The 20,700-nt window shown below is 73.8% G+C and carries 19 protein-coding genes and 1 tRNA gene; 8 read left to right on the top strand and 12 right to left on the bottom strand.

Annotation, left to right across the window (positions count from 1 at the left end; genetic code table 11):
• Positions 1-1,121, top strand: a 1,121-nt coding sequence (nagA, locus tag ACSNOC_RS21855) for an N-acetylglucosamine-6-phosphate deacetylase (protein WP_436749230.1), incomplete at its 5' end; no start/stop codon positions are given.
• On the opposite strand, the gene ACSNOC_RS21860 is transcribed toward nagA, so the two are convergent.
• Both ACSNOC_RS21860 and cdgB read right to left on the bottom strand, forming a co-directional pair.
• The gene (locus ACSNOC_RS21860; protein WP_436749231.1) at positions 1,099-2,025 is read right to left on the bottom strand and encodes a carbohydrate-binding protein; all 927 of its coding nucleotides are present in this window, start codon (positions 2,023-2,025) and stop codon (positions 1,099-1,101) included. The genes nagA and ACSNOC_RS21860 overlap by 23 nt on opposite strands.
• A 100-nt stretch (positions 2,026-2,125) precedes the next feature.
• The gene (cdgB, locus tag ACSNOC_RS21865) at positions 2,126-3,736 is read right to left on the bottom strand and encodes a diguanylate cyclase CdgB (protein WP_436749232.1); all 1,611 of its coding nucleotides are present in this window, start codon (positions 3,734-3,736) and stop codon (positions 2,126-2,128) included.
• Positions 3,737-4,004: 268 nt separating this feature from the next.
• On the opposite strand from cdgB, the gene ACSNOC_RS21870 reads away from it, so the two are divergent.
• Positions 4,005-4,505: a flavin reductase family protein gene (locus tag ACSNOC_RS21870; protein WP_436749233.1), complete on the top strand. Its 501-nt coding sequence runs from the start codon at positions 4,005-4,007 to the stop codon at positions 4,503-4,505.
• 24 nt (positions 4,506-4,529) lie between these two features.
• Here ACSNOC_RS21870 and arfB read toward each other — a convergent pair whose 3' ends face one another.
• Positions 4,530-4,970: an alternative ribosome rescue aminoacyl-tRNA hydrolase ArfB gene (arfB, locus tag ACSNOC_RS21875; protein WP_436749246.1), complete on the bottom strand. Its 441-nt coding sequence runs from the start codon at positions 4,968-4,970 to the stop codon at positions 4,530-4,532.
• 165 nt (positions 4,971-5,135) lie between these two features.
• Between arfB and ACSNOC_RS21880 the strand changes: the two genes are divergently transcribed.
• On the top strand, positions 5,136-5,711 hold the full coding sequence (locus ACSNOC_RS21880; RefSeq protein WP_436749234.1) for a TerD family protein: 576 nt from the start codon (positions 5,136-5,138) through the stop codon (positions 5,709-5,711).
• 169 nt (positions 5,712-5,880) lie between these two features.
• Positions 5,881-6,900 carry a zinc-binding dehydrogenase gene (locus ACSNOC_RS21885; protein ID WP_436749235.1) on the top strand — a complete coding sequence of 340 codons (1,020 nt, stop codon included), beginning with the start codon at positions 5,881-5,883 and terminating at the stop codon, positions 6,898-6,900.
• Here the strand turns inward: ACSNOC_RS21885 and ACSNOC_RS21890 are convergent.
• Positions 6,881-9,046 (bottom strand): alpha-galactosidase, encoded by a 2,166-nt coding sequence (locus ACSNOC_RS21890; RefSeq protein WP_436749236.1) that lies wholly within the window; start codon positions 9,044-9,046, stop codon positions 6,881-6,883. The genes ACSNOC_RS21885 and ACSNOC_RS21890 overlap by 20 nt on opposite strands.
• A gap of 129 nt (positions 9,047-9,175) precedes the next feature.
• Positions 9,176-9,249 (bottom strand) — tRNA-Thr (locus ACSNOC_RS21895).
• A gap of 223 nt (positions 9,250-9,472) precedes the next feature.
• On the opposite strand from ACSNOC_RS21895, the gene ACSNOC_RS21900 reads away from it, so the two are divergent.
• The 3 genes from ACSNOC_RS21900 (at position 9,473) to ACSNOC_RS21910 (ending at position 11,942) form a co-directional block, all read left to right on the top strand.
• Entirely contained in the window at positions 9,473-10,609 is a 1,137-nt protein-coding gene (locus ACSNOC_RS21900) for an ABC transporter ATP-binding protein (RefSeq protein ID WP_436749237.1), read from the top strand.
• A gap of 189 nt (positions 10,610-10,798) precedes the next feature.
• Positions 10,799-11,209 carry a hypothetical protein gene (locus ACSNOC_RS21905; RefSeq protein ID WP_436749238.1) on the top strand — a complete coding sequence of 137 codons (411 nt, stop codon included), beginning with the start codon at positions 10,799-10,801 and terminating at the stop codon, positions 11,207-11,209.
• 19 nt (positions 11,210-11,228) lie between these two features.
• The gene (locus ACSNOC_RS21910) at positions 11,229-11,942 is read left to right on the top strand and encodes a nucleotidyltransferase family protein (RefSeq protein ID WP_436749239.1); all 714 of its coding nucleotides are present in this window, start codon (positions 11,229-11,231) and stop codon (positions 11,940-11,942) included.
• 964 nt (positions 11,943-12,906) lie between these two features.
• Here the strand turns inward: ACSNOC_RS21910 and ACSNOC_RS21915 are convergent.
• The 7 genes from ACSNOC_RS21915 to ACSNOC_RS21945 all read right to left on the bottom strand — a co-directional run bounded on the left by ACSNOC_RS21915 (position 12,907) and on the right by ACSNOC_RS21945 (position 19,528).
• A complete protein-coding gene (locus tag ACSNOC_RS21915; protein ID WP_436749240.1) occupies positions 12,907-14,400 on the bottom strand; it encodes a DoxX family membrane protein in 1,494 nt (497 codons plus the stop codon).
• Positions 14,401-14,484: 84 nt separating this feature from the next.
• Entirely contained in the window at positions 14,485-15,453 is a 969-nt protein-coding gene (gene rlmB / locus ACSNOC_RS21920; RefSeq protein ID WP_436749241.1) for a 23S rRNA (guanosine(2251)-2'-O)-methyltransferase RlmB, read from the bottom strand.
• 30 nt (positions 15,454-15,483) lie between these two features.
• Positions 15,484-16,875 carry a cysteine--tRNA ligase gene (gene cysS / locus ACSNOC_RS21925; RefSeq protein WP_436749242.1) on the bottom strand — a complete coding sequence of 464 codons (1,392 nt, stop codon included), beginning with the start codon at positions 16,873-16,875 and terminating at the stop codon, positions 15,484-15,486.
• A gap of 62 nt (positions 16,876-16,937) precedes the next feature.
• Positions 16,938-17,342 carry a PPOX class F420-dependent oxidoreductase gene (locus tag ACSNOC_RS21930; protein WP_436749247.1) on the bottom strand — a complete coding sequence of 135 codons (405 nt, stop codon included), beginning with the start codon at positions 17,340-17,342 and terminating at the stop codon, positions 16,938-16,940.
• Positions 17,343-17,400: 58 nt separating this feature from the next.
• Positions 17,401-17,943, bottom strand: a complete 543-nt coding sequence (gene ispF / locus ACSNOC_RS21935) for a 2-C-methyl-D-erythritol 2,4-cyclodiphosphate synthase (RefSeq protein ID WP_436749243.1) — start codon at positions 17,941-17,943, stop codon at positions 17,401-17,403.
• Positions 17,933-18,688 carry a 2-C-methyl-D-erythritol 4-phosphate cytidylyltransferase gene (gene ispD / locus ACSNOC_RS21940; RefSeq protein WP_436749244.1) on the bottom strand — a complete coding sequence of 252 codons (756 nt, stop codon included), beginning with the start codon at positions 18,686-18,688 and terminating at the stop codon, positions 17,933-17,935. The genes ispF and ispD overlap by 11 nt, the downstream gene beginning before the upstream one ends.
• A gap of 357 nt (positions 18,689-19,045) precedes the next feature.
• Positions 19,046-19,528 (bottom strand): CarD family transcriptional regulator, encoded by a 483-nt coding sequence (locus ACSNOC_RS21945; protein ID WP_049563928.1) that lies wholly within the window; start codon positions 19,526-19,528, stop codon positions 19,046-19,048.
• A 434-nt stretch (positions 19,529-19,962) separates the two neighbouring features.
• On the opposite strand from ACSNOC_RS21945, the gene ACSNOC_RS21950 reads away from it, so the two are divergent.
• Positions 19,963-20,655, top strand: coding sequence for a DUF461 domain-containing protein (locus ACSNOC_RS21950; protein WP_436749245.1), 693 nt, complete (start codon positions 19,963-19,965; stop codon positions 20,653-20,655).
• Positions 20,656-20,700 lie beyond the last annotated feature (45 nt).

Consider the following 20,700-nt stretch of genomic DNA (forward strand, 5'->3'; position numbering starts at 1 on the left):
GTGGGCGGGTCGTGGTCGAGGGGGGGCGGATCGTCGCGGACGACGGGCGGGTGGACGCGGCGTCCGTCGTGGACCTGACCGGGCACTGGCTGGTGCCCGGCTTCGTCGACCTCCACGTGCACGGCGGCGGCGGCGCGTCGTTCTCCGCCGGTACGGCCGAGGAGGCGCTGCGCGTCATCGCCGCCCACCGCGCCCACGGCACCACCACCATGGTCGCCTCGACCGTCACCGGCGCCCTCGACGACCTCGCCGCCCAGGCGGGCGCGCTGTCGGAGCTGGTGGAGCAGGGCGACCTGGCGGGCCTGCACTTCGAGGGCCCGTTCCTCGCCGCCGGCCGCCGCGGCGCCCACGAGCCGGCGCTGCTGCGCGACCCGGACCGGGCGGCCGTCGGCACGCTGCTCGGCGCGGCGCGCGGCACCGCCCGGATGCTGACCCTGGCGCCCGAGCTGCCCGGCGGCATCGACGCAGTGCGCCTGCTGCGCGACCACGGCGTGATCGCGGCCGTCGGCCACACCGACGCGACCTACGAGACGACGCGGCAGGCCGTCGACGCCGGCGCCACCGTGGCCACCCACCTGTTCAACGCGATGCCGCCGCTGGGCCACCGCGCCCCCGGCCCGGTCGCGGCGCTGCTGGAGGACGAGCGGGTCACGGTCGAGCTGATCAACGACGGCACGCACCTGCACCCGTCCGCGCTGGGCCTCGCCTTCCGCGCCGCGGGCCCGGACCGGGTGGCGTTCGTCACGGACGCCATGGCCGCGGCCGGGATGGGCGACGGCACCTACCCGCTGGGCCCGCTGCGGGTGGAGGTCTCCGGCGGCGTCGCCCGGCTGGCCGAGGGCGGCGCCATCGCGGGCTCCACGCTCACGCTGGACCGGGCGCTGCGCCGCGCGGTGACCGTGGACGGCCTGCCGGTGACGGACGCGGTGCGGGCGCTGTCCACGACCCCGGCGCGGCTGCTGGGCCTGGCCGACCGGGTGGGCTCGGTGGAGGTGGGCCGGAACGCGGACCTGGTGGTGCTGGACGCGGACTTCGAGGTGGCCGGGGTGATGCGCGGCGGCGCCTGGCTGAGCGGCCCGCCGCGGCCCCGGCCGGACCTCAGCCCTCCTCGGAGTCGCTGATCCAGAGCTGGTCTATGGCGACGTCGCAGGGGCGGTCGCAGGTGAGCGTGATCGTGTTCGTGCCCTGCACGAGGTCGACAAGGTTGTAGGTGCGCACCCAGCTCTCGTCGAACACATCGCTGGTGTCCATGAAGTCCTCCATGTTCACCGGGTCGGTGCGCGGCGTGCCGTTGACCGAGAAGCCCATGCCCTGGCCGTCGGTGACGGTGGAGTACCCGGTGAAGAAGTAGTACTGGCCGGGGTCGCCCTGGAAGTCGAACGTCCAGGTGACCGTCGCGCCCTGGCGGTTCTGCACGGCGATGTACGAGCCGCTCTCCGACCGGGCGCCGGTGAACGTGGACTCCAGACCCGCGCCGCCCCCGAACTGGAGCTGCGTGAGATCCGCCACGGGGAGCTCGGCGGGGTCGGTCGGCCCGTCGGAGGGCGGGTCGGTCGGCTCCTCGTCGTCCGGCTCGTTGTCGGCGTTGCCCGTGGGTTCGGACGTCGGATCGCCGCCGCCCGCCTGGTTCTCCTCGCCGCTGAACAGGATCGCGGCGCCCACGCCGAGCACCACGGCCAGTACGACCGCGATGGCGCCGATCAGCAGCCCGTTCCGCCGCTGGTCCGCCGGGTCCGGCGCGCGGCGCCGGTCGCCCGGACCGCCGCCCCGGTACGGCGGCATGCCGCTCGTCTGGGTCTCGGGCGCCGCGTAGCGGGCGTCGGGCTGGGGCGGCGCCTGGGGCTGCCGGTAGCCCTGCCGGCCGCCGTAGGTCCGCTCCCCCACCGGGCGGACCTGGTTGTACGACGGCTGCCGCATCGCCTGGTGCGCCTGTGCCGGCGGCTCGTCGCCCTCGGGGCGGTACAGGTACGCGAACGGGTCGTCCGACTCCTCGGGCGTGCCCCTGCCGCTGGTCCCCGCGCTCATCGCCTGCCGCTCCTTAGTCACCGCTTCCCCCACCGCAACTACGACTGGCGAGCCTACCCCGTTCGGGCGAACAGGGGAGACCGCTCCGCGGCGCCCCGGCTCAGCCCGCCCGCCGCCTGCCCTGGGAGCGGGACCGCTTCTCGATGTACATGCGCTGGTCGGCGGACTCCAGGACCTCCTCGGTGGTCATCCCGCACGCCGCCCAGCCGATGCCGAAACTGGCACCGACCCGCACCGAACGGCCCTCGACCCGGATCGGCGGAATGATGCCGTTGCGCAGCCGGACCGCCAGGTCGGAGGCCTCGGCCGGGCCCAGGCCCTCGGCCAGCACCACGAACTCGTCGCCGCCGAGGCGGGCGACCGTGTCGTTGTCCCGCACGCCCTGCTCCAGGCGGCGGGCGACCTCGACCAGCACGGCGTCGCCGCAGACGTGGCCGAAGCGGTCGTTGATCGACTTGAAGCCGTCGAGGTCGCAGAAGAGCACCGCCAGGCCCTTGCCGTCGCCGCCCGGGGCGTCCGGCGCGTAGATGTGCTCGTGGTGGTCGTAGGCGCGCGGCGGCGGGGTGCCCAGGCCCTCGAACGCGTCGGTGACCCGGTCGGCGGCGGGGGTGGCGGTCCGGCCGAACCGGTCGGGCGGGGTGTCACATATCCGGCCGCCGAGGCGGGCGCGCAGCTCGGCGCTGTTCGGCAGGCCGGTGAGCGAGTCGTGGCTCGCGCGGTGGGCGAGGGCCAGCTCGTGGCGCTTGCGCTCCTCGATGTCCTCGACGTGGGTGAGCTGGACCTGCGGGCCGTCGGCGGCGTCCGCGACCACCGAGTTGCGCAGGGAGACCCAGACGTAGGAGCCGTCGCGCCGGGCCAGCCGCAGCTCGGCCCGGCCGCCCTCGGCGGAGGTGCGCAGCAGGACGCCGGTGTCCTCCGGGTGAACGAGGTCGGCGAAGCTGTAGCGGCGCAGCACCGAGCCGGGGCGGCCCAGCAGCCGGCACAGCGCGTCGTTGACGCGGATCAGGCGGCCGTGGCTCTCGCCGCCGACCTCCGCGATGGCCATGCCGCTGGGCGCGTACTCGAACGCCTGCCGGAAGCTCTCCTCGCTGGCGCGCAGCGCCTGCTGCTCCCGCTCAAGACGGATGAGCGCCCGCTGCATGTTGCCGCGCAGACGGGCGTTGCTGATGGCGATGGCGGCCTGGGAGGCGTAGAGCTGGAGGGCCTCGCAGCCCCAGGGGCCGGGGCGGCGGCCGTTGCGCGGCTTGTCCACCTCCAGCACGGCCAGCAGCTCGCCGTCCGAGGCGTACATCGGCGCGAAGAGCCGGTCCATCGGGTGCCACTCGTCGGGGTAGCGCGGCGCGGGCCCGGTGGTGTGCCACTGCGGGACGTCGTCGTGGTCGAGGACCCAGCCCTCGGTGTACGGGATGAAACGGAGCTCCCCCCAGCGCTCCCCCATGGACAGCCGGCGCTCCCACGACTCCCGGGAGCCCGTCCGGCCGGCGATGGCGGCCTCGGCCTTGTCGCTCCCGGCGACGGCGGCGACCAGGAGGTCGCCGTCGGGTCTGACCAGGTTCACCGCCGCCAGCTCGAAGCCCAGGGCGGCGACGGCGCCGTCCGCGATGGTCTGGAGGGTGTCGGCCATGCTGCGGGCGGTGTTGAGCTGAGCGACAACCTGGTGCAGCTCCCGCAGTGAGGCGAGGCGCACATACGGCTCCGTCTCCGTTTCCATCACTCCCCCGGGCGCGAAATGCACGTGCAGATATACAGGCCACTGAATCACAGGGAGCTGCCCGCTAGGTACACAGGGTCAGCAATTAGTTGCCTACTGTGATTCATGTCACAGTACGAAAGTGCTCGGTCGCGGGATGTAGGACGCTCGGGGGGCCTTTCTGGTTCCCGGGCCCGATGCGGCCGTTGCGGAAGGCCGGTTACCGTTTCGTACCGTGGCCGTACCAGCGCAGCAGTCCCAGCACCAGCGTCTCCCGCATCCTGAAGGGGTGAGCGAGGAGCAGTTCCGCGGTGCCCTGGCCCGGCTGGCCGCCGGGGTGGTGCTCGTGACGGCCCATGACGAGGAGGACGGGCCGCGCGGCGCGCCGGCCGGGATGACGGCGACGGCCTTCCTGTCCGTGTCGCTGGACCCGCCGCTGGTGCTGGTGAGCGTCCGCACCGGGTCCCGGATGGACGAGGTGCTGGAGCGGCAGCCGCTGTGGGCCGCGTCCCTGCTCGCGGAGGGCCACCGGTCCATAGCCGGGCGGTTCGCGATGAAGGGCCGGCTCAGCGACCGGCTCCTCTTCCAGGAGGTGCCGCACGTGCTCGGCGAGCACACCGGGGCCCCGCTCATCAAGGGCGCGCTGGCCACCGTCGAATGCCGCACCGAGCAGCGGGTCCCGGCCGGCGATCACACGCTGGTGATCGCCCGGGTCCTCGCCGCGGAGCTGCCGTCCGTCGAGGGCGGCCCCCTGCTGTACTACCGCGCCGGATACCGGCGCCTGGGCTGACCGCCCACCGCCCGCCCGGCGGCGTCAGTCCCACCCCTGGTCGCGGGAGCGCCCCCGCTTGACCTCCGCGCGGCGCCGCTTGTCCCGCAGCCGCCGCTCCACGATCCCGCGCGGCACCCGCGTCGCCCGGCGCGGCCCCGGCGGCGGCGCCGACGCCTCCGCCAGCAGCCCGGCCAGCCGCCGCGCGGCCGTCTCCCGGTTCCGCCACTGGGACCGGTGCTCACCGGCCCGGACCGTCAGCACCCCGTCGTGGAGCCGGCCGGCGAGCCGGTCGAGGGCCCGCTCCTTCCACACCTCCGGCAGCGCGGTGGTGGCCGCCAGGTCGAAGAGGACCTCCACCTGTGTGTCCGTGGTGTTGACATGCTGTCCGCCCGGTCCCGAGGAGCGGGAGAAGCGCCAGCGCAGCTCGGACTCCGGGAGGGAGACCGAGCCTCGGATGACATACGGACCGGACATGCGTTCCATGATCCCCCGCCCGGCCCAGCGCCGCACGCCGGTTTTCCCTGTTCTTCTTCGTGTTTTCCCCGAAACCCGGCCGGAACCGGGCGACCCCCTGACATCGTTGGGACCAGTGAGAGTAACGTCGTCGCGAAGCGACCCTGAGCGATATCGAACTAAGGGGATTTCTCCATGGGTGTGAGCCTGTCCAAGGGCGGAAACGTCTCGCTGACCAAGGAGGCTCCGGGCCTGACGGCCGTCACGGTCGGCCTCGGCTGGGACGTCCGCACCACGACCGGTGCCGACTTCGACCTGGACGCCAGCGCCCTCGGGGTGAACGCGAGCGGGAAGATCGTCTCGGACCAGCACTTCATCTTCTACAACAACCTGAAGTCCCCCGACGGCACCATCGAGCACACCGGGGACAACCTGACGGGCGCCGGCGAGGGCGACGACGAGCAGATCAAGGTCAACCTGGCGGCCCTGCCGGCCGAGGTCGACAAGGTCGTCTTCCCCGTCTCGATCCACGACGCCGACAACCGCGGGCAGAACTTCGGCCAGGTGCGGAACGCGTTCATCCGCGTGCTGAACCAGGCGGGCGGCGCGGAGATCGCCCGGTACGACCTGACCGAGGACGCCTCCACCGAGACGGCGATGATCTTCGGCGAGCTGTACCGGAGCGGCGCGGAGTGGAAGTTCCGGGCGGTCGGCCAGGGCTACGCCTCGGGCCTGGCGGGCATCGCGCAGGACTTCGGTGTGAACGTCTGACGGACGGCACCGGGCACCACGCGGCGGAGGACCGGCGGCACCCCTGAGCGGGAGCCGCCGGTCCTCGCGCGTCCGGGGGGCGTCTCCGGGGCGGCGTCCGCGCACCTTGACTTCAAGTGCCCTTGAAGTCACATCGTTGGATCATCTGATCCAACGCGAGGAGATCCTCATGCACGCCATCCGTCTGCACGCCTTCGGCCCCGCGGAGAACCTGCGCTACGAAGAGGTGCCCGACCCCCACGCCGGACCCGGCCAGGTGCGCGTCGCCGTCACCGCGGCCGGGGTGCACGTGGTCGACACGGCCCTGCGCCAGGGCCCGGTCGGCGGCCGTTTCCCGGCGCCGGAGCTGCCCACCGTGCCCGGCCGCGAGGTCGCCGGGACCGTGGACGAGGTGGGCGAGGGCGTCGACCCGTCCTGGCTCGGCCGGCGCGTCGTCGCCCACCTCGGCATGGTCCCCGGCGGCTACGCCGAACTGGCCGTCACGAGCCCCGAGCGCCTGCACCCGCTGCCCGACCACCTCTCCGAGGACCGCGCCATCGCCATGATCGGCACCGGCCGCACGACCATGGGCATCCTCCGCTTCGCGGACGTCACCGAGGGCGACACCGTCCTCGTCCTCGCGGCGGCCGGCGGGATCGGCGCGCTCCTCGTCCAGTACGCGAAGCTCAAGGGCGCCACGGTGATCGGCGCCGCGGGCGGCCCGGCCAAGGCCGACGCCGTGCGCGACCTCGGCGCGGACCTCGCCGTCGACTACAACCGGCCCGGCTGGGCCGACCACATCCGCGCCAAGCTCGGCGACCGGCCGGTCACCTGGCTCTTCGAGGGCGTCGGCGGCGACCTCGGACGCACCGCCATGCGCCTGGTCGCGCCCGGCGGCACCCACATCCCCTACGGCTACGCCGCCGGCGGCACCGGCCCCGAAGCGGGCGACTGGGCCACCCTGCCGGACGCGGAGCTGGCCGAGCGCGAGATCACCAGCCGGCCGGTCCTCGGCCCGGCCCTGTTCGAGAAGATCGGCGGCGAGGAGAACCTGCGGGTGCTGGAGGAGGAGGCCCTGGCCCACGCCGCCGCGGGCACCCTGGTGCCGCTGGTCCACCACTTCCCGCTGGCCGAGGCCGCCGCGGCCCACCGCGCGCTGGAGCAGCGGGGCACGATCGGCAAGGTCGTCCTCATCCCCCGGCGGGCGTGACGGCAGGCGTGACGCGCACCGCCTCCAGCAGCACCAGCCGCTCGGGGAACTGGATGGGCGCCCGCACCCCGACCCCGCCCAGCACCCGGCCCGGCAGCCGCACCCCCTCGCCCCACCAGGGCGGCAGGTCCGCCGCCGGGCCGGCCGGGCGGTCCCCCGGCCGCAGCGGCGCCACCCGGTACTCCGCCACCGGGTCGAGCCCCGGCAGCCGCACCGTGCCGGGCGGCGCCACCACGCCCGTCTCCATCTGCACCAGCGCGTACACGGCGCGGGAACGGTCCGGCGCGACCACCCCGTGCACCCACAGCGCCGGGTCCGGGTGGTCGCCGCGCACCACCGTCCCTGCGTGCAGCAGCGGGCGCAGCCGCTTGTACAGCGCGATCCACTCGCCCAGCGCCGCCCGGTCCGCCGCGCTCGCCCGGGTCAGGTCCCACTCGATGCCGAAGTGCCCGAACAGCGCGGTCCCGGCCCGGAAGCCCAGCGGGTGCGTCCGCCCGGTGGTGTGCGCCTCGGGCGCGCCGACGTGCGCGCCGATCAGCTCCGGCGGCAGCAGCACACCCGTCCACCGCTGGATCCGCTGCCGCTCCAGCGCGTCGATGCAGTCGCTGGCCCACACCCGGTCGGCGCGCTCCAGGATGCCCAGGTCCACCCGGCCGCCGCCCGAGGAACAGGACTCGATCTCCAGGCGCGGGTGACGGGCGCGCAGCTCGTCCAGCAGCCGGTAGACGGCGCGCGTCTGGACGTGCACCCCGGCCTGCCCGGTCGGGCTGTGCCCGGCGTCCACCAGGTCCCGGTTGTGGTCCCACTTCAGATACGTCAGGGCGTACTCGCCGATCAGCGCCTCCAGCCGCTCCCGGATGTACGCGTAGGCGCCCGGGTGGCCGAGGTCGAGGACCTGCTGGTGCCGGGACTCCGGCGGCATCCGGTCCCCGGTCGCCATGATCCACTCGGGGTGCTCGCGGGCCAGGTCGGAGTTGGGGTTGACCATCTCCGGCTCCACCCACAGCCCGAACTCCAGGCCCAGGCCGCGCACGTGCTCCACCAGCGGGTGCAGTCCGTCGGGCCACACGGTCTCGTCCACGTACCAGTCGCCCAGGCCCGCGTGGTCGTCGCGCCGCCCCCGGAACCAGCCGTCGTCCAGCACGAACCGCTCGGCGCCCACCTCGGCGGCGGCGTCCGCCAGCGCGGTCAGCCGGGCCGGGTCGTGGTCGAAGTAGACGGCCTCCCACACGTTCAGCGTGACCGGCCGGGCCGTGCGCGGGTGGTGCGCGCGCCCGCGCAGATAGCCGTGGAAACGCCCGGCCAGCTCGTCCAGCCCGTGCCGACCGTAGGCGCCGTAGACCCACGGCGTGGTGTACGCGTCGTCCGCGCCGAGCGCGATCTCGCCCGCCAGCGGCAGCTCACCGCCCGCGAGCAGCGAGACCCCGGCGTTGGTGCGCTCGGCCAGCGAGCGCTGGTTCCCGCTCCACGCCACGTGCAGGCCCCACACCTCGCCCGACCGGAACCCGAAGCCGCGCTCGCCCGCCACGTGCACGGTGACCGCGTCGGTGCCGGTGCGGCCCCTGCGGTTCTCCCGCAGATGGGTCCCGATGGTGAACTCGTGCCGCTGCGGGCTCCGTTCACGCAGATGACGGCCGGTCATGCCGAGCAGTTCGACGGCCCGCTCGGGCACCGGCAGGGCCAGCAGGACGCCCCCGAGGTCGAACGGCGGCGCGTCCGCCTCCGCCTGGCTGGTGACCGTGGCGCGCTGCCGCACCAGCCCCGAGCCGGTCATCTCGATGTCGAGCCGCAGCTCCAGCTCGGCCCGCACGTCCTCGGCGGTCACGGTCAGCGACCGCTCCCCGGTCTCCAGCGCGGTCACGGCGAACGCCGTGGAGAAGTCGGCCCCGGCCCGGTGCCCGGTCAGCCCCGGGGTGCCGAGCCAGCCGGACGCCTGCTCGGGCAGCGTGGCGAGCGGGACCACGCCGTCGAGGGTGTTGGACCCGATCTGCGGCACGGTGGCCCGGGCCAGGGCCGCGAGGGCGCTGTCCGGCAGGTCCCCCAGATCCTCGCCCCAGTGCACGACCCGGGGCAGCCCGTCGCCCGTGCAGTCCAGCACGAGAGCTGCGCCCGCGGCGCGGAAGTGAAGGAAGGTCCCGCCGCGCATGCGTGATCCTCTGTCGATCGTGGGTGATCCAGCGCGCTCTTTGTATGTTCGGTCCCGGGCCCCGTCAACACCGGACCGGCCGGGGCGCACGCGGGCGGACACGCGGGCCGCGAGGCCCCGGAGCGAGAGAGCCGCCTGTCGGACTCGAACCGACGACCTGCTGTTTACAAGACAGCTGCTCTGGCCAACTGAGCTAAGGCGGCGGGTCTTCCACAGCCTACACGGGCGCGATCGGCCAGTCGGCCGGATAACGTCGCGCCCGGCCCACTCGCTCCCCGATCATGCGATGAACACTTTTTGCTCACCGGGTGCTGACTTTTCCGTCCCCTTCGCGTTAGGTTCACCCTGCGTCCCTTCACACGGACGTAACACCTTCCTACTCGGATCGTCCGGCACGTTCCTGCCGGTAGAAGGAGACAACGCGACATGGCAACGGTCACCTATGACAAGGCCACCCGGATCTACCCGGGAGCCGAGGTTCCCGCCGTCGACCAGCTCGACATCGAGATCGCGGACGGCGAGTTCCTCGTCCTGGTCGGCCCGTCCGGCTGCGGCAAGTCCACCTCCCTGCGGATGCTCGCGGGCCTGGAGGACGTCAACGGCGGGGCGATCCGCATCGGTGACCGCGACGTCACCCACCTGCCGCCCAAGGACCGGGACATCGCCATGGTGTTCCAGAACTACGCGCTCTACCCGCACATGACCGTCGCGCAGAACATGGGCTTCGCGCTCAAGATCGCCGGGGTCAACAAGGCGGACATCCGCACGAAGGTCGAGGAGGCCGCCAAGATCCTCGACCTCACCGAGTACCTCGACCGCAAGCCCAAGGCGCTCTCCGGCGGCCAGCGGCAGCGCGTCGCCATGGGCCGCGCCATCGTCCGCGAGCCGCAGGTCTTCCTCATGGACGAGCCGCTGTCGAACCTCGACGCCAAGCTCCGCGTCCAGACCCGCACCCAGATCGCCGGCCTCCAGCGGCGGCTGGGCGTCACCACCGTCTACGTGACCCACGACCAGGTCGAGGCCATGACCATGGGCGACCGGGTCGCGGTCCTCAAGGACGGCATCCTCCAGCAGGTCGACACCCCGCGGAACATGTACGACAAGCCCGCCAACCTCTTCGTCGCGGGCTTCATCGGCTCCCCGGCGATGAACCTGGTGGAGGTGCCGATCACCGACGGCGGCGTGAAGTTCGGCAACAGCGTCGTCCCCGTCGCGCGCACCGCCCTCTCCGAGGCCCAGAGCAAGGGCGACACCACCGTGGTGGTCGGCTGCCGCCCGGAGCACTTCGCGATCGTCGACGGCGAGGGCGCCGAGGGCGCCGCGCTGACGAAGGCGGACGAGAAGGAGGCCCACGGCCTCGCGGTCACGGTCAACGTGGTCGAGGAGACCGGCGCCGACGCCTACGTCTACGGCACCGCCGAGTTCGGCGGCGCGGTCAAGGACCTCGTCATCCGCGTCGACAGCCGCCACGTGCCGGCCAAGGGCGCCACGCTCAACGTGGTGCCGCGCCCCGGCGAGACCCACGTCTTCGCCTCCGGCTCCGGCGAGCGACTGAGCGACTGAGCGAGCGGAAAGCCCACCCCCGGGGCCGTGCTCCCGTTCCCCATGGCGGGAGCACGGCCCCCCTTTCGTCAACCGAAAAATCGAATTTTCCCGGAGCTTTTCACCCGTGAGGGTGGCGAAATGTCACCAAATCACTACTCCTCGCTACGATCGGGCACGCCCGTCATCGTTCATGCGAGGAAGGCTCCAGTGAATCAGGCACTCCGTCACATCGGCAGAAGTCTCGCCATCGCCCTCCCGGTCGTCCTGGTCCTCTCCGGGACGCTGGCCGTCACCCGCGTGCCGTGGGTCGCCGCCCCGTCCGAGACCCAGATGCTCACCGCTGCCGCCGAGCGGAAGCAGCAGGAGCCGCAGGACGTCCTCAAGGAGCAGTTGATCACCACGCTGCGCCAGGAGGACCCGAGCGTCGCCCTGACCGAGCTTCAGGAAGCGGTCGACCGCGAGCCGTCGCTCGCCCCGCACTGCGCCGACATCGCCCACGCCCTGGGCGAGGCCGCGGTGGAGAAGTACGGCAGCGCCAAGCGCGCCCAGGAGCACGCCCGCCCGGTCTGTGACACCTCCTTCGCCGCCGGGGTCGCGGAGGTCGCGGACGCCCGCTGACGCCGCATAGGCTGCGGGCATGACCGATGCCCCGCTGCCCACACAGGCCGTGGTCCTGGCCGGAGGCCAGGGCTCCCGGCTGCGGCCGTACACCGACGACCGGCCCAAGCCGATGGTGGAGATTCCCGGCACCGGGGTCCCGATCATCGGCCACCAGTTGACCTGGCTCGCCGCCGAGGGCGTCACCGACGCCGTCATCTCGTGCGGGCACCTCGCGGAGGTGCTCCAGGAGTGGCTGGCCGGGGCGGAGTTGCCGCTGCGGGTCAGCACCGTGGTGGAGAGCGAGCCCCTGGGCCGCGGCGGCGGCCTGAAGTACGCCGCCGCCGCGCTGCCCCGCCCCGACGAGCCGTGGTTCGCCACCAACGGCGATGTCTGGACGCGCTTCTCGCTGCGCGAGATGGCCGCGTTCCACGCCGAGCGCGACGCCCTCGCGACGCTCGCCCTGGCCCGGCCGCGCATCCCGTGGGGCGCGGTCGAGACCGACGAGTTCGGCCACGTCCTGGACTTCATCGAGGCGCCGCCGTCGCCGTATCTCATCAACGCCGGTGTCTACGTCTTCGCCGCCGAGTTCACCAAGCTGCTCCCGGACCGCGGCGACCACGAGCGGACCACGTTCCCCCGGCTGGCGCGGGAACGCCGGCTGGCCGGCTTCCCGCTGCCGCAGGGCGCGTACTGGCGGGCGATCGACACCGCCAAGGACCTGCGGGCGGCGGCCCGGGAGCTTCAGGGCTGACGACCGCACGCGGCCGGGCGGCACATCAGGCGGCACCACCCGGACCACCACGACCCGCCCCACACCGCAGTGCGCTCGCCGAGGTACAGAAGGTCCCGGGGCCGGAGATCCACTCGGTCCTCGCGCCGCGCGTCTCCCCGGTGCGGGCGACGGCGATGCCCTCCCGGCCGACCGCACCGGCCGCGCCGCCGACCGGGATGACGCCCGGAACCTCCGCCGCGACCCGACAGAGGGCGGCGGCCCGGGAGCTGCAGGGCTGACGACCGCACGCGGCCGGGCGGCACATCAGGCGGCACCACCCGGACCACCACGACCCGCCCCCGCACCGCGGTGCCGCCGAGGACGGTGCCGGGCTCCAGCGTGCCGTACCCGTTCATGGCACCGGCCGCGCCGCCGACCGGGGCGACGCCCGGAACCTCCGCCGCGACCCGACAGAGGGCGGCGGCCACGTCCGGCGGGATCAGCGATTCCGCGATGAGTGCGCCCACGGCCCCGAACGCCGCCCCGTCCGGGCTGTTCCCCTGGCCCCGGTCTCCTCGTGGACGACGTCGGGCAGGGCGTCGGGGTCGGTGGGCGGCGACGCGAGGTGGTCGTACGAGCCCCACGCCGGGGCGGCTCGTCGCCGCCCTCGTGGGCCGGACGGGCCATGTGGCCGGGGTGGCCGGCGGCTGCGGCCTGATCGCGGTCCCGCATGCGGACGTGCCGCCGCCGGCGGGCTCCGGGAGCCATCCGTTGATCCCGTCCGGAGAGAGCATCCAGACCTCGCGCCGGTGCGGGTCGGCGACCACCGGCTCCTCGCCGCCGACCAGCCGGGAGACCTGGCTCCCGACGCGGACGTACCGGCCCGGGGCGGGCACCGGCACGTCCCGGCGGGGACGCGAAAAGCTCGCGCGACGCCGTCCTGTCCGACCGGCGCCACGGGTTCCCGTGGCGCCGGTCACATCTCAGTGCCCGAGAACCCCACCTAACCGAGCAGCCCGCCGATGGGGCTGAGGCTGCTCCCGTCACCTCCCTCTTCGGTAGGCGACTCCTCGGCAGGTTCCCCGGCGTCCCCGGCGCCGGGCGGGGAGGGCGGAGGCGCCTCCACGGGGGACGACTGCTCGGGCGAGGACGGCTGCTGCGGCGCGGGCACGGTGTGCTCGGTCGGCGGCACCTCCTGGGTCGGCCCGTCCGACGCCGCGCCGGACCCGGCGTCCGGATCCGCCGACTCCGACTCCTCGGCGGTGCCCTCGGACGCCCCGGGCTCCTCCGCGGTGGCCTCCTCCTCGGTCCGCTCCTCGGTCTCCTCGGCGGCGGACTCCTCCTCGTCGCGCGGCAGCGGCTGGCCCGGCCGGTGGTTGCGCGGCGGCTCGCCCGGCTCCGGCACAGTGACGAACTGCGACGACCGCACCGCGCTCCCCAGCAGCGAGCCGATCAGCAGCGCGCAGCCCAGCAGCAGGGTGGCCAGCACCGCGCCCCGGCGCAGCACCCGGCGGCGCAGGTCGGACAGCGGCGCGCGGGGGCCGAGCCTGCGCCACGCCTCGCCCGCCAGCCGCGCGTCCAGCGAGTAGACGGGGGCGCCCGCGATCAGCAGCGGCGACCAGGCGGCGGCCAGGATGACGTCGGGCGTGTCGTAGGCCGGGCCGTTGCCCCAGCTCACGGTCACCAGCAGCGCCAGGGACAGCAGCGCGCCGAGCCCGGCGGCCAGCCGCTGCCACAGGCCGAAGATGGTGAGCACGCCCACGATGATCTGGGTGAAGGCCACGGTGAGCCCGGCCCCGACCGGGTGCGCCAGCGCCCAGTCGTGCAGCGGGGCCGCGGCGGTCCACGGCTGGAGGGTGTCGAGCCAGGCATAGAGGGAGCCGCGCTCGCCGCCGTCGAAGTAGACGGGGTCGGTCAGCTTGCCCATCCCGGCGTAGATCGCGCCGAAGCCGAGCAGGAGGCGCAGCGGCAGCAGCACCACGCCCAGGCTCAGGTGGCGTCCCGGGTGGTACGCCTGCCGCCCGTCGGCGGGCCGGGGGCGCTCCTGGGCCGGTCCCTCCGGCTCCTCGGGCCGGAGCACGACCGGGGGCAGCACCTGGGTGGTCTCCGGCGCCCGGGGCGAGCGCGGGCCGACGACCGGCAGCGGGCCGGTGCCCGCGTCGACGCGCGGGAGCACCTGCGTGCTGAGGGCGTCGGCGTCGGTTCCGGGGGTGTGCCCGGCCTCGCGCACCGCGTCCAGCAGCATGGTCGCGCCCGGGTCGCCCGGCGCGCTCCGGCCGCTCCAGACGAGCGGGCGGCGGCGCGCCGCGGCGGCGGGGACCCGGGTCAGGGACGCGGTATCACTGACCGCGATGCTCACCGGGGGCGGGGTGGCGAGCTGCACCCGGAAACTGGCGTGGTTCACGATGACCTGGGCGGGATCGCACGGCACCTTGACCGTGCTCAGCACCGACTCGTCCATCGAGAGGCCGCGGGGTGTCTTGGTGTCCACACTCATCTAACCGAGTGACAGAGGTTTAAGACACTGCCTTGACCGGACAAAGACTGTCCGCGACCCGTCAAGCCCGCCCGGGGGCCGCGCTCAGCGGCGGCGGCGCGCCGCCTCGTACAGCACGATCCCGGCGGCCACGCCCGCGTTGAGCGACTCGGCGACGCCGCCCGGCATCGGGATGCGGACCCGCACGTCGCAGGTCTCGCCGACCAGCCGGGACAGGCCCTTGCCCTCGCTGCCGATGACGACGACCACGGGACCGGCCAGCGCCTCCAGGTCCGCCAGGTCCGTCTCCCCGTCGGCGGCCAGGCCGACCACCATCAGCCCGGCCTTCTGGTAGCCCTGCAGGGCGCGGGTGAGGTTGGTCGCGCGGGCCACGGGGGTGTGCGCCGCCGTACCGGCCGACGTCTTCCACGCGCCCGCCGTCATCCCGGCCGCCCGGCGCTCGGGCACCACCACACCGTGCCCGCCAAACGCGGCGACGGAGCGGACGACGGCGCCGAGGTTGCGCGGGTCGGTGACGCCGTCGAGCGCCACGATCAGCGGGTCCTGCCCGGCGTCGGCCGCGTCGGCGGCCAGGTCGTCGGGGTGGGCGTACTCGTAGGCCGGGATCTGGAGGGCCAGGCCCTGGTGGTTGAGGCCGCCCGTGATCCGGTCCATCTCGCCCCTGGGCGCCTCGACCAGGTGCACGCCGCCGCGGTCCACGGCCAGCTTGACGGCCTCGGTGACGCGGTCGTCGGTGTCGAGGAACTGCTGCACGTACAGCGTCCGCGCCGGGACACCCGCGCGCAGCGCCTCGACCACCGGGTTGCGGCCGACGACCAGCTCGGCGGCGGACTTCCCGCCGCGCCCGGGGGCGCCGCCGGACCGGCCGCGCCCGGACTGCTGCTTGCGCGCCTTGGCCTCGGCCGCGCGCTGCTTGGGGTGCCCCTTGCGCATCTCGGCGGGCGGGGTGGGGCCCTTGCCCTTCAGGGCGCGGCGGCTCTGGCCGCCGCTGCCGATCTGCGGGCCCTTCTTCTGGGATGTGCGGCGGTTGGGACGCGCGCTGTTGCCTGGCATGGGTGGGGTACCTGATTCCTTCTGGCCGGTCTAGCCGATTTCCCAGCGCGGACCGTTGGGGGTGTCCTCGATCACCAGGCCGGCCGACTGGAGGTCGTCGCGGATGGCGTCCGCGGTCGCGTAGTCCTTGCGCTCCCGGGCGGCCTGGCGCTGCGCCAGCACGAGCCGGACGAGCGTGTCCACCACGCCGGTCAGCGTCTCGCCGCGCCCGCCCGCGGCGGCCCACTGGGCGTCCAGCGGGTCGAGGCCGAGCACCCCGAGCATCGCCCGCACCTGGGAGGCCAGCGCGGCGACCGACTCCTTGTCGCCCTCGGCCAGCGCCGCGTTGCCCTGCCGGACCGTGGTGTGGACGGCGGCCAGCGCCTGCGGGACGCCGAGGTCCTCGTCCATGGCGGCGGCGAAGTCGTCCGGCACGGCCGGCGCGGGCACGATCTCGCCGAGCTGCTCGCCCGCGCGCTGGAGGAAGCCCTCGATCCGGCCGAAGCCGGCCTCGGCCTCGGCCAGCGCCTCGTCGCTGTACTCGATGGTGGAGCGGTAGTGCGGGGTGCCCAGGTAGTACCGCAGGACGATGGGGCGCCAGCGGGTGACCATCTCGGAGACCAGCACCGAGTTCCCCAGCGACTTGCTCATCTTCTCGCCGCTCATGGTGACCCACGCGTTGTGGACCCAGAAGCGGGCGAACTCGTCGCCGGCCGCCCGGGACTGGGCGATCTCGTTCTCGTGGTGCGGGAAGATCAGGTCGATGCCGCCGCCGTGGATGTCGAAGACCGGGCCGAGGTACTTGTGCGCCATGGCCGAGCACTCCAGGTGCCAGCCGGGGCGGCCGGGGCCCCAGGGCGTCTCCCAGCTCGGCTCGCCCGGCTTGGCCGCCTTCCACAGGGCGAAGTCGCGCGGGTCGCGCTTGCCGGTCTCGCCGTCGTCGCCGGGCTGGAGGAGGTGGTCGAGGTCCTGGTTGGACAGGCCCAGATAGCCGGGGAAGCTGCGCACGTCGAAGTACACGTTGCCGTCGGACGCGTAGGCGTGGCCCCGGTCGACGAGGGTGCGCATCATCGCGACCATCTCGGGCACGTGCCCGGTGGCGCGCGGCTCGTAGCTGGGCGGCAGGCAGCCCAGCGCCGTGTAGGCGGCGTCGAACGCGCGCTCGTTCTCGTAGCCGATGGCCCACCACGGGCGGCCCTGCTCGGCGCTCTTGACGAGGATCTTGTCGTCGATGTCCGTGACGTTCCTGATGAACGTCACCTCGTACCCGCGGTAGGCGAACCAGCGCCGCAGGATGTCGAAGTTGAGCCCCGAGCGGATGTGCCCGATGTGCGGCGCGGCCTGCACGGTGGCACCACACAGGTAGATCGAGACGCGGCCCGCGACGAGCGGGGCGAAGTCACGAATCTGCCGGGTGCTGGTGTCGTACAGGCGAATGGTCACGCGTCAAGAGTAGTGGGCGAGGGGGCTCCCCCGCGCCGCCGGGCACGGAGGAGCCGGAGCGCTCAGCCGAGGCCCTGGGTGTGGATCTTGCGCGGGCTCACCCGGATCACGACGCGGGGGGCGTCGTGGACCGAGCGCGGGTTGAACTCGGCGTAGGGGCGGCCGGTGTAGCGGCGCGACAGCTCGTCCACGAGCCGCCGCTCGGGGTCGGGGGTGATCGTGGCGGTGCCGCGGATCTCGGCGTAGACGTAGGCGGAGGGCCGGACCAGGACGCTGACCCGCGGGTCGCGGCGGAGGTTCAGCTCCTTGCGGCGGCCCACGGTGGTCGATATCAGCACCTCGTCGCCGTCGCGCATGCCCCAGACCGGGGAGAGCTGAGGGCTGCCGTCCGGCTGGATGGTGGCCAGCACGAGGTGGGGGGCGCTGTCGAGCAGGGCCTTGACCGCGTCGGGAAGCGTGCGGGAGATGACGGACACGTTGTTCCTCGATGTGGGGGTGAGGGCGGAGGACCGTACGCGTCCAGTGTTACCGGGCGTCTCCGGGCGCCGCCGGGCGGGGCAGCACCAGCGCGGTGGCGATCGCGGCCAGGCCCTCGCCCCTGCCGGTCAGGCCGAGGCCGTCGGTGGTGGTGCCCGAGACGGAGACGGGCGCGCCGAGCGCGTCGGACAGCGCCCGCTGGGCCTCCGCGCGCCGGGTGCCGATCTTCGGGCGGACGCCGATGACCTGCACCGCCACGTTGCCGATGTCGAAACCGGCGGCGCGGACGATCCGCCCGGCCTCGGCGAGCAGGGTCACGCCCGAGGCGCCGGACCACTCGGGGCGGCCGGTGCCGAAGTGCGCGCCGAGGTCGCCGGCCCCGGCGGCGGAGAACAGAGCGTCGCAGGCGGCGTGCGCGGCGACGTCGCCGTCGGAGTGCCCGGCGAGGCCGAACCCGGCGCCGGGCCAGTGCAGCCCGGCGCACCACAGCTCGCGGCCGGCCTCGAACGCGTGCACGTCGGTGCCCACGCCGATCCGGGGCAGCGGGGGCGCGGCGGGGGCGGGCGGCGCGGCGGCGGCCTCAGAAGCCATCGTTCTTCCTCCGGCGGGCGAGCACGGCCTCGGCGAGCACGAGGTCGAGCGGGCGGGTCACCTTGAACGCCTCCTCGTGCCCGGGCACCAGCACCACGGGCACGCCGAGCCGTTCGACCATCCCGGCGTCGTCGGTGACGTCGGCGTCGGCCAGCTTGGTGTGCGCTTCGACCAGGGTGGCGCGATCGAACCCCTGGGGCGTCTGCACCGCACGCAGCAGCGAACGGTCCGGCGTGGCGACGACCGGCTCGGGCACGCCGGCGGCGGTGGTGGCGGCGACCTGCTTGACGGTGTCGGTGACCGGCAGGGCGGGCACCACGGCGGGCGCCCCGGCCCGCACGGCGGCGGCCACGGCGTCCACGGTGTCGACGGGGACGAGCGGGCGGGCCGCGTCGTGCACGAGGACCACCTCGATGTCGTCCGGCAGCGCGTCCAGGCCGCGCCGCACGGACTGCTGCCGGGTGGCGCCGCCGGGCACGACGAGCTGCTCCACCGCGGGTGGCGGGGGATGTTCGTCCAGCAGGGAACGGACGGCCGCGACCTCGCCCGGCGGGGCCACGACGACGACGAGGCTCACCGCGCGGGCGCGCGCCATGGCGCGGACGGCGTGGACGAGCATGGGCGTGCCGCTCAGCGGGCGCAGCGCCTTGGGGGCTCCCGGGCCGAGCCGGAGGCCGCTGCCCGCGGCCGGGATGACGGCGGCGGTGCGCGGCGGCCGGGCGCGGGAGGGTGTGGTGTCTGTCATTGGGCGACGGGTGCAGGTTTGTTTGCAGGGTGGTGTTGGGTATGGCCTGAGCGTGCCGGGGACCACACGATCGGACCCTTCCGTGACAGGCCGGTCGAGCGAGTTCCACGGTCCCGGCACGCTGTGGACGAACGATCCGTACATGCCACAGCGCCCGTGCGGCATATGGGGAAAATGCCTTCGGGCGCTGCGGCACGAGTCGCACACCGGCCGTTCCGGCGCTCCCGCCGTTCCCGACATCCCGTGGTGGTGCGGAATCCGGTGGTGGGGGAAGGCCGGGATCCGAAAGAATGGGCGGACCCGCGGATGGTGGCGGGTGCTTGTCTTAGGCGTGCGACGGGCTCGGCTTCGGGAGACTCAGGAGGCGAGGACCTCGTCCAGAAGGGACTCGGCCTTGTCCTCATTGGTGGCTTCCGCGAGAGCGAGCTCGCTCACGAGGATCTGGCGCGCCTTGGCGAGCATGCGCTTCTCACCGGCGGACAGTCCGCGCTCGCGCTCCCGGCGCCACAGGTCGCGCACGACCTCGGCGACCTTGATCACGTCGCCGGACGCCAGCTTCTCGAGATTCGCCTTGTACCGGCGGGACCAGTTGGTCGGCTCTTCGGCATACGGCGCGCGCAGCACCTCGAAGACCCGGTCCAGACCGTCCTGCCCGACAACATCGCGCACGCCGACCAGCTCCGCGTTTTCCGCCGGCACGCGCACTTCGAGGTCGCCCTGGGCGACCTTCAGCACCAAGTAGGTCTTGTCCACACCTTTAATCTGGCGGGTTTCGATGGCCTCGATCAGCGCGGCCCCATGATGGGGATAGACCACGGTGTCGCCAACCTTGAACGTCATGTGACAGGTACCCCTTCCGTGGCTCTCCATGCTAACACGGGAAGACGTCCCTTTGAATGACGTTTTCGCAGGTCAGACCGCATCTCGGGGGTTGACAAGGGCGCCCGTGACGTGCTTCGGGGAGCGCGGGACACCAGGTAACCGCAGGTGAGAGCGGGGTTCGGCGGGCGCGGAAGTTTGCCGATCTAGACGCGGACGGACAGAAAAAGGTTCAGCCGATCAGCAAAAGTTGTCTGGTTTGTCCGGGTTGGCGGAAAGCTCTCGGCCAACGGCCCGCCCATCGAAGAATTGATCATAGGCTCGTTTCTTGATCGTCATTCCATCCGGGTGCATCACGCACCTGTCGGCCCGGGGCGGGTGCGGGCGGCGAATCCGGGGTCGGTACCCTGTGGCGCGAGAGATCATCCTTCACCGTCCGAGGAGATGCCGCCGCCGTGAGCAGCAGCCTTCGACGCGGCTCAGCCGCCGCGTTCTTCGCGTTCTCGATCGCAGCGCTGACGGCCTGCGGCGCCGGGAACGGGGCCGAGACCGGCAAGGTCAAGCCGGACAACGCCGCCGCCCAGGTCGATGACATCAAGATCCAGAACGTCAATGTGATCCTGCCCGAGTCCGGTGACGGGCCCGGCGCGATCAGCGCGCGGCTGTTCAACGAGGGCACCGAGGACCAGACGCTGGAGTCCATCGCGCTGCCCGGCTCGGGCGGCCGGGTCGAGCTGATCCCCGCCGAGGGCGAGGACGCCGTCGTGGTGCCCGCGGGCGGGTCGGTCGGCCTGGGCTCGGGCGACGGCGACGCCGCGGCCTACCTGGAGGACCCGGCGGACACCGACGTGGCCCTGGGCAACGCGCAGCACGTCGTCTTCACGCTGAGCGAGACCGGCGAGATCGGGCTGCACGCCCGGGTCGTCCCGGACACCGGCATCTACCAGGGCGAGTGGGGCCCGGAGACGGCCGGGACGCCCTCCCCGACGCCCTCCGCCGAGGACACCGGCACGCCCGACCCGGAGGCGACCGAGGGGGCCGACGACGAGGCCGCCGGCGACGCGGCCACCGAGCAGGAGGCCGCCGAGGGCGAGGCGACCGGCGAGGCCACCGACCACGCCACGGACGAGGCCGCCGCCGAGGACTGATCCCGCGAGCGCGGCAGGGGGGCGGCACCCGGTCCGGGTGCCGCC

The organism is Streptomyces sp. URMC 129 (assembly GCF_051386415.1).
In the GTDB taxonomy this organism is placed as follows: domain Bacteria; phylum Actinomycetota; class Actinomycetes; order Streptomycetales; family Streptomycetaceae; genus Streptomyces.

Coding starts and splice junctions, on each gene's coding strand:
- ACSNOC_RS21860 (WP_436749231.1), bottom strand. CDS start 2,025: ATGAGCGCGGGGACCAGCGGCAGGGGCACGCCCGAGGAGTCGGACGAC.
- cdgB (WP_436749232.1), bottom strand. CDS start 3,736: ATGGAAACGGAGACGGAGCCGTATGTGCGCCTCGCCTCACTGCGGGAG.
- arfB (WP_436749246.1), bottom strand. CDS start 4,970: ATGGAACGCATGTCCGGTCCGTATGTCATCCGAGGCTCGGTCTCCCTC.
- ACSNOC_RS21880 (WP_436749234.1), top strand. CDS start 5,136: ATGGGTGTGAGCCTGTCCAAGGGCGGAAACGTCTCGCTGACCAAGGAG.
- ACSNOC_RS21885 (WP_436749235.1), top strand. CDS start 5,881: ATGCACGCCATCCGTCTGCACGCCTTCGGCCCCGCGGAGAACCTGCGC.
- ACSNOC_RS21890 (WP_436749236.1), bottom strand. CDS start 9,046: ATGCGCGGCGGGACCTTCCTTCACTTCCGCGCCGCGGGCGCAGCTCTC.
- ACSNOC_RS21900 (WP_436749237.1), top strand. CDS start 9,473: ATGGCAACGGTCACCTATGACAAGGCCACCCGGATCTACCCGGGAGCC.
- ACSNOC_RS21910 (WP_436749239.1), top strand. CDS start 11,229: ATGACCGATGCCCCGCTGCCCACACAGGCCGTGGTCCTGGCCGGAGGC.
- ACSNOC_RS21915 (WP_436749240.1), bottom strand. CDS start 14,400: ATGAGTGTGGACACCAAGACACCCCGCGGCCTCTCGATGGACGAGTCG.
- rlmB (WP_436749241.1), bottom strand. CDS start 15,453: ATGCCAGGCAACAGCGCGCGTCCCAACCGCCGCACATCCCAGAAGAAG.
- ispF (WP_436749243.1), bottom strand. CDS start 17,943: ATGGCTTCTGAGGCCGCCGCCGCGCCGCCCGCCCCCGCCGCGCCCCCG.
- ispD (WP_436749244.1), bottom strand. CDS start 18,688: ATGACAGACACCACACCCTCCCGCGCCCGGCCGCCGCGCACCGCCGCC.
- ACSNOC_RS21945 (WP_049563928.1), bottom strand. CDS start 19,528: ATGACGTTCAAGGTTGGCGACACCGTGGTCTATCCCCATCATGGGGCC.